Consider the following 6,978-nt stretch of genomic DNA (forward strand, 5'->3'; position numbering starts at 1 on the left):
CATAGGTATCTACACATTTATCGTGATACCTGTTATTACTTTGCAGAATGATTTCAACCTATCTGTTGGCGGGATTGACTCTCGCCTTACCCGCCGATATCAGACGCTGGTTAAACAGCATATGACGCCCGCGGCTCTTCTTGCTTCTGCGGTTAAAGACCTCGCAAGTGCTCAAAAATCAACTTTCGCAACTACCCAAGCTGTCTGGCGTTTTCTGAATAATAAGCGAATTAGCTTCAGTCAACTCAATGAGCCAATTATTTCGCTAGCACTTGAGCAAATTTCGCTTAGCCCGCATCCATACGCTCTCGTTGTTCATGATTGGTCACGTTTACAATTTCTTTACCATCATGCCAAATACGGACGCTTAAAAATGACGCACGGTGGCGATGTTGGATATGAACTTCAAAGCAGCTTGCTGGTTGATGCTGGCACGGGTTTGCCAATAGCGCCTCTATCTCAGACACTTACCGATGCAACCGGTTGTCATTCAACGTTGGCGGAAGGACTGTCCGAACGGCAGACACATATGGACGCCTTGACGACCGATATTGCCCGTGTGGAATCGCTTAATATAGGTAAAAAGCTGATTCATATAATTGATAGAGAGGGTGACTCTATTGGACATATGCGGACGTTGAGTACTCAAGGAATATGCTGGCTTATCCGAGGAAAAGAAGGACATGGTGCAGAGTGGCAAGGTAATTCATTGAAAATTGGTGAGATTGCTGCTCTTCTGCCATACAACGGATGCGGACAGGTAGACTGGAAAGGGAAAAAAGCTGATATGGAAATCAGTGAAACCTCGATAGTCATAACCCGAGCTGCGCAGCAGAAGCGTAAAGATAAAGAAACCGGCCGCCGCATAAAAATCCAACCTGGAGAGCCTCTGACGGTCAGATTGGTTGTTGTTCGGCTTACGGATGATCTCGGTAATGTGGTGGGACGCTGGACGCTGCTTACAAACGTTTGCAGCGAGATCACCTGCGAGGAAGTAGCTCGTTGGTATTACTGGCGCTGGAATATTGAATCATTTTTTAAGTTGCTGAAAGGTGCCGGACATGACGTAGAAACATGGCTTCAGCGCAGCGCGCCAGCCGTACTACGCAGGTTGTTAATAGCCAGTATGGCTGCTGTTCTGGTATGGCGGCTGCAACGCGCTGAAGGAGAAGAAAATGCGGCAGCCCGCCAGCTGATATGTCGCTTGTCAGGACGACAGCAAAAGCGAGGCCGCAGAGAGAGCGCTCCTGCTCTGCTCGCTGGCCTATCCATCTTGTTGAATACACTAAAATTATTATCGGAATATAGTCTGGAAGAACTTACTCATTTAGCGAGAGTTGCTCTTAAGCCTCCTCCCTGATGTGTAGATACCTATGCCCTAAAGCGCCGGCCGCGGCAAAACGCCACGGCGGCGGGTACGATAACGCGGTGCTCTTCACCGCGCTGACGGGTGCGGATCACACCGCCTGCCTTCGGGTTTCGTCCCCTCAGACCTGGCGCCGCCGTTTGACCAGGAATTGAGCAAACGCGCCGCCGGGTGCTTATTTCCGCAGCCAGATAGGCTATACTGGCCGCCGCTTACGTGTCTCCGTAGTTAAACGGATATAACAAGCCCCTCCTAAGGGCTAGTTACAGGTTCGATTCCTGTCGGGGACGCCATTTAGACCTGCACTCAAACGCACCCACCTGAATAAAAAATCTTTAAAATCTTATAGATAATAAAATAACTCTGAACTGAGGTGAACTAAAAGGAATGGACTAACACCTATTTTGTCGGGTATATTACCGGGTAAAGTTTTTCCAGAACAGGATTTTTACCCGGCATGCTCACAATCAAGCAGATCGATGCAGCAAAACCAAAGCAAAAACCCTATCGTCTAACAGATACCGGAGGATTAGGACTTTACATATCCGTAGCAGGATCAAAGGTGTGGCGATTGCGATATGAAGTTCAGGGAAAGGAGAAGTTACTTACCCTTGGCAAGTATCCCTCATTAAGCCTTGCAGCAGCCAGACAACTGAGAGAAGAAGCAAAAGCACTACTATCTTCTGGTATTGATCCCTCTCTTCATAAACGAGCCCAACTAGCAGAAACGAAAAGTGCATATGCTAGCACATTCAAGGCATTAGCTTTGGAATGGTATGCCGTTAGATCAAATAGATGGTCAAAAAAGCATTCAGAAGAAATTATATCAATGTTTAATAAGGATATATTCCCCATGATTGGGGATATCCCAATACGAGAGATAAAACCTCGTATGCTTCTTGAAGTTTTACGCGTATTCGAGCGAAGAGGGGCAATAGAACGCGCTAAAAAAGCTCGGCGACGTTGTGGCGAAGTTTTTAGATTTGCTATGGCTACAGGTCTCGTTGAATATAATCCTGCACCAGATTTGACCATTGCAATGACTACTGCTACACCAAAACATTATCCATTTCTTACAGTTGAGCAGCTACCCGACTTTAACCGGGCATTAGCAGGATACACAGGTAGCATAATCGTAAAAATAGCAACACAGCTTTTACAGCTCACGGGCCTACGCACGATTGAATTAAGACTATCGAAGTGGTCATGGATAAATTTAGATTTAGACACATGGGAGATCCCTAAAGAAATCATGAAAGGCAGGCGTCCCCACGTAGTACCACTGTCGCATCAAGCTATCAAACTGCTAGAACAACTAAGGCCTATGACCGGACATTACGAATATTTGTTTCCGGGAAGAAATGATCAGAACAAGCCAATAAGCGAAAATACTATATTAGGTCTTATTAGGAGGATTGGATATGATGGTATAGCAAGTGGACATGGTTTCAGACATCAAATGAGTACTATACTTAACGAAAATCGCTTCGATCCTGATTTAATTGAGCGACAGCTTGCACATGTCGATAAAAACAAAATCAGAGGGATATATAATCACGCTCAATACCTCCCTGAAAGAAGGAAGATTCTACAATGGTACGCCAATTACATAGAAAGCTTATAATAATCAAAAATAGTAAGATGTCAAGCCTTGTATCAAAGTCGGTGCAAATATGTCTACATCCTCACTATCCCAACACGACGCCCTGTTCAAAAAGTTCCTCGGAGACATTGCTGTAGCTCGGGACTTTCTGGAAATACATCTGCCGCCACATCTGCGTGAGCGCTGCGATTTCGGCACACTGGCGATGGAATCGGGCAGTTTTATCGAAGACGACCTCAAGGGTCAGTGCTCGGATATGCTCTACTCGATGAAGACCACGACGGGCCATGATGGCTACGTCTACTGTCTGATAGAGCACCAGAGCCGACCGGAAAAGTTGATGGCGTTTCGCCTGATGCGGTATGCCGTCGCCGCGATGCAGCGGCATCTCGAACAAGGCAATGACTCTTTGCCTGTGGTGATTCCACTCCTGTTCTACCACGGCACCACGTCGCCTTACCCGTACAGCACCCAATGGCTCGATTGCTTTACTGACCCCGAACTGGTAGAATCAGTCTACAGACAAGCATTCCCGCTGGTTGATATCACCGCTATGCCGGATGATGAAATACTGTCTCATCGGCGGGTAGCGCTGCTAGAATTGGTGCAGAAGCACATCAGAACACGTGATATGTTGGAACTAGCCACCGATATCGCTCGCCTGCTCAATTTATGGGCGATACCGAAAGAACAGTTCCGTAGCCTGATGTACTATATTGTAGGTCGAGGCGAAACCTCAAACACCAGACAGTTTTTGCATACCATAGCAGCGCAGACACAAGATTATCAGGAGGATGTCATGACTATTGCAGAACAGCTACGGCAGGAAGGCGAGCAGAAGGGCATCCAGAAGGGCATCCAGCTTGGCGAGCAGAAAGGTCGGCAGGAAGGGTTGCAAGAAGGTGAAAAGCTTGCCTCGCTCAAGATTGCCCAGCATATGCTTTCCAGTGGTTTAGCACGAGACGCGGTGAAACAGTTTACCGGTCTCTCCGACCATGAGCTGGATGATTTGTTGAGTCAATAGATTCTCTAACATTAATTTCCACTATCGATATCTGCCTTGCTAAAGGTTGCGCTCTCGCTCTATTTTGAAATAGGAGAAAAGAAAATTGAAGAAGAGAATAACGTTACTAACACTACTGATAAGTAATTTAAGCTTTGCCAACACTTATCTGTCTAGCGAGCAAATTCCTAATGGCCTTTATATCTTACCACCTCCACCAAAAGAAAAAAGCGCAGCGTTCAATGCAGATAAAAGCGTATATGTTCGCCCAGAAATCGCATCAAAAAAATCAGATTGGAATGAGGCCATAGAAATCACTGATTTGAATAACATTGATGAGTTATTTTCAGATGTAGTAGGCTTCAAGATAACTGAGGAAAACACGCCTAAGACAGTGGAGCTATTACGTTCTGTTGTTGCCTTGATTAATAGCCAAGTGGTAAAAAACACAAAACAGTACTACAACAGACAGCGGCCTTTCGTATACTTTAACACTCACTCATGCACACCAGAAAAAGAAAATTCTCTTAAAAAAAATGGTGATTATCCATCTGGTCACTCTGCTACTGGTTGGGCACTTGCCTTGATACTATCTGAAATATATCCAGAAAGAAAAGAGGAAATACTAAAACGAGGATATAAAATTGGTGAATATGGAATTATTTGTGGTGTTCACTGGAAGAGCAGTGTAGATGCTGGGCGTCTGCTAGGTTCTTCAATAGTATCCGCTCTACATTCTAGCCGTGAATTTAATCAAGATTTAGAAAAGTCAAGAAATGAAATAAGAAAAAAAATATCAGAGAATTCATGGATAAATACTGTTTATGCTCCAACATATATGGTTAATATCGATAACAAATGGTTTCTAGTTGATTGCTGGCATAGTAGAATCCTGTGGAATGATAAATTAGATGAAAATTTATCGAACTGGAAAATAATGGAGAATAAATTTTCATCTCATACTCTGGCATATGATGGAAAAAAATATTGGGCAACTGAAGATACTGAACATGGTAGAATAGTATTCTACACTTTTGATGGGAAGGATTTCAAAGAATTCTCATCTATAGATAACTTAGGAAGACGTACTCATAGAACAATTTTTGACAAAGAACGTAATCAGTTTATGTTATTGTCAGCAACAACCGGATATTTTTGGCGTATATCGATAAAGGATAACAAAGCAAAGATAGATTCACATGTAAAGCTTCCATATTCTCACCCTGCTAATGATAATCATTTTGAAATAAGATCATTTACGATTCATGATGGACTCATATACTTTGTTTCATCAAAATCAACCCCAGAAATCCTTGTTACAAAAAACAACAAAGAATTGACAGAAGTAAAAAGAATACCGGTTTCTCAAGATTTTCAAAACATGCAAGAAATATACTTTTTCCCCGATGGAAAAGTATTTATTTCCTCAGATTACAAAAAAGTGGCAATACTTGAAAAAATAGAGGGCATAAAATCAGCAAAAAATATGTATGATGCATTTGAGTTTGTCGCGTCTCCATACTTTATTTCAGCCTACAAAAATAATTATATTATACCTGAGATAGGTTACAAGACAGAGGAAAATAACAGTTATGGACTTAATGGCGTAGGATTATGGCAATACAAAAATGGAAAGATTAAAAAGATAAAAGAACTCATAAAATTTACCAGCGAAAATATAGAAAATAAAAACAAAAAGTCTGAGATAAAGTTTCAAGTCTACTAATCGACAAAGGGGTCAGTGACCCCTTTCAATAACACTAACTTCATTTATTTTTGTAAAGCTTTTATCATCATAAAAAACACCACTTTTTTTATCATAAAACATTCCTGGCTGACAAAAGATAGTATCGTCATAGCGGATGGTGTAATAGCCTTTTCGTTGATAATCATCGCTGGCGACAATAATATTTTCAACTCGATTGCTACCCTCTGGTATCAAAGCATACGAGCCTGTATCTTTCATCATGAATACTCCTCTAAAATAATGAAACCATCTCCACCTTTCCCTGCAGCATATTGGGTATCATCATTAACGTATGACCCTATAGCACCACCACCTCCCGGAAAAGATCCATCATCACCCTTCAATGAAACGTGTGGTAAAGCGTTATAACCTCCAAAAGATGCCCCGCCAACACCATTACTTAATATACCTGATGTATAACTGCCACCTTGTCCGGCTTGCCCTCCGACCATCATTACGTTTCCACCTGCGGGTTCACCGCCTTTGGCTAACCCTTGCCCAACTATACCGCCGGCGCCGCCGCCGCAGGTGACCTGCGTACCAAAAGACGACCCGCCACCATTGCCGCCATCCTGTGAAACGCCAGCGGGTGAGGCGGCTCCGCCCGTACCCACCTCAACGCTCACGGACGAAAACAACGTTGCATCAAGTAACGCCTCGGCATAGGCCCCCGCGGCGCCGGACACCGACCCCCGATTTTGTTTGGACATGCCCGCACCGCCTCCGCCTGCGCCCCAGCATTTCACGCGGATTTTCTGCGTCCCCGGCGTGGGGGTATAGGTGCCGCTGCGGGTGAAGGATTGGATATTCAGCAAACGGCCACCACTGAAAGTATCAGCAAGGGCCTTCACCGCCTTTGGCGTCGCAGCCAGCGTCTCGCTGTCGCTATCCGTGGCACTGCTGAGCTGGGTGATGCCCGCAACCAAAGTGGTAGCATTCACGATACGCTGCACAAGGCCACTACCGTCGCCAACAATCTCTCTCGACTCACCCTTCGGCACCACAACGCCCACCCCCGCTTTCGTGCGACAAATCAGCGAGCCACTGCCCGTACATTGATTCACCACCGTCCAGCTCTTCTGCCAGGCAGGGAAGATAACCACTACATTGGCCTTCAGGTCGCCTGAGAGCACGATACGCGCTTTAGCCGCCTGTAGTGCGCTCAGCGCTACATCGCCTTTTGACAGACCGGATAGCGTGGCAATACCGTAGTTTTCTGCCGGTACCCACCCCGTCAGCCGGTCGTCCGTCACTTCGGG

The 6,978-nt window shown here is 44.9% G+C and carries 6 protein-coding genes and 1 tRNA gene; 5 read left to right on the plus strand and 2 right to left on the minus strand.

What is annotated here, in order from left to right; all coding sequences use genetic code 11:
• The 5 genes from CINSTRO3249_RS11080 to CINSTRO3249_RS11100 form a co-directional block, all read left to right on the plus strand.
• Nucleotides 1-1,360 (plus strand): flagellar biosynthesis protein FlhF (locus tag CINSTRO3249_RS11080; protein ID WP_254304262.1); only part of this gene is annotated, 1,360 nt, incomplete at its 5' end.
• A 224-nt stretch (nucleotides 1,361-1,584) separates the two neighbouring features.
• A tRNA-Arg gene (locus CINSTRO3249_RS11085) sits at nucleotides 1,585-1,659 on the plus strand.
• A 164-nt stretch (nucleotides 1,660-1,823) separates the two neighbouring features.
• Nucleotides 1,824-2,990 carry a tyrosine-type recombinase/integrase gene (locus CINSTRO3249_RS11090; protein WP_074013331.1) on the plus strand — a complete coding sequence of 389 codons (1,167 nt, stop codon included), beginning with the start codon at nucleotides 1,824-1,826 and terminating at the stop codon, nucleotides 2,988-2,990.
• Nucleotides 2,991-3,039: 49 nt separating this feature from the next.
• Nucleotides 3,040-3,993, plus strand: coding sequence for an Rpn family recombination-promoting nuclease/putative transposase (locus tag CINSTRO3249_RS11095; RefSeq protein WP_074013332.1), 954 nt, complete (start codon nucleotides 3,040-3,042; stop codon nucleotides 3,991-3,993).
• Nucleotides 3,994-4,078: 85 nt separating this feature from the next.
• A complete protein-coding gene (locus CINSTRO3249_RS11100) occupies nucleotides 4,079-5,698 on the plus strand; it encodes an acid phosphatase (protein ID WP_074013333.1) in 1,620 nt (539 codons plus the stop codon).
• 12 nt (nucleotides 5,699-5,710) lie between these two features.
• Here CINSTRO3249_RS11100 and CINSTRO3249_RS17670 read toward each other — a convergent pair whose 3' ends face one another.
• Nucleotides 5,711-5,941: a hypothetical protein gene (locus CINSTRO3249_RS17670; RefSeq protein ID WP_074013334.1), complete on the minus strand. Its 231-nt coding sequence runs from the start codon at nucleotides 5,939-5,941 to the stop codon at nucleotides 5,711-5,713.
• Nucleotides 5,938-6,972, minus strand: a complete 1,035-nt coding sequence (locus CINSTRO3249_RS11110) for a phage tail protein (RefSeq protein ID WP_254304352.1) — start codon at nucleotides 6,970-6,972, stop codon at nucleotides 5,938-5,940. Before CINSTRO3249_RS11110 ends, CINSTRO3249_RS17670 begins: the two co-directional genes overlap by 4 nt.
• Nucleotides 6,973-6,978 lie beyond the last annotated feature (6 nt).

The organism is Candidatus Sodalis sp. SoCistrobi (assembly GCF_900143145.1).
Lineage (GTDB): Bacteria > Pseudomonadota > Gammaproteobacteria > Enterobacterales > Enterobacteriaceae > SoCistrobi.

Bases quoted from the DNA above. Each gene is read 5' to 3' on its own strand.
- CINSTRO3249_RS11090 (WP_074013331.1), top strand. From the start codon at position 1,824: ATGCTCACAATCAAGCAGATCGATGCAGCAAAACCAAAGCAAAAACCC.
- CINSTRO3249_RS11095 (WP_074013332.1), top strand. From the start codon at position 3,040: ATGTCTACATCCTCACTATCCCAACACGACGCCCTGTTCAAAAAGTTC.
- CINSTRO3249_RS17670 (WP_074013334.1), bottom strand. From the start codon at position 5,941: ATGATGAAAGATACAGGCTCGTATGCTTTGATACCAGAGGGTAGCAAT.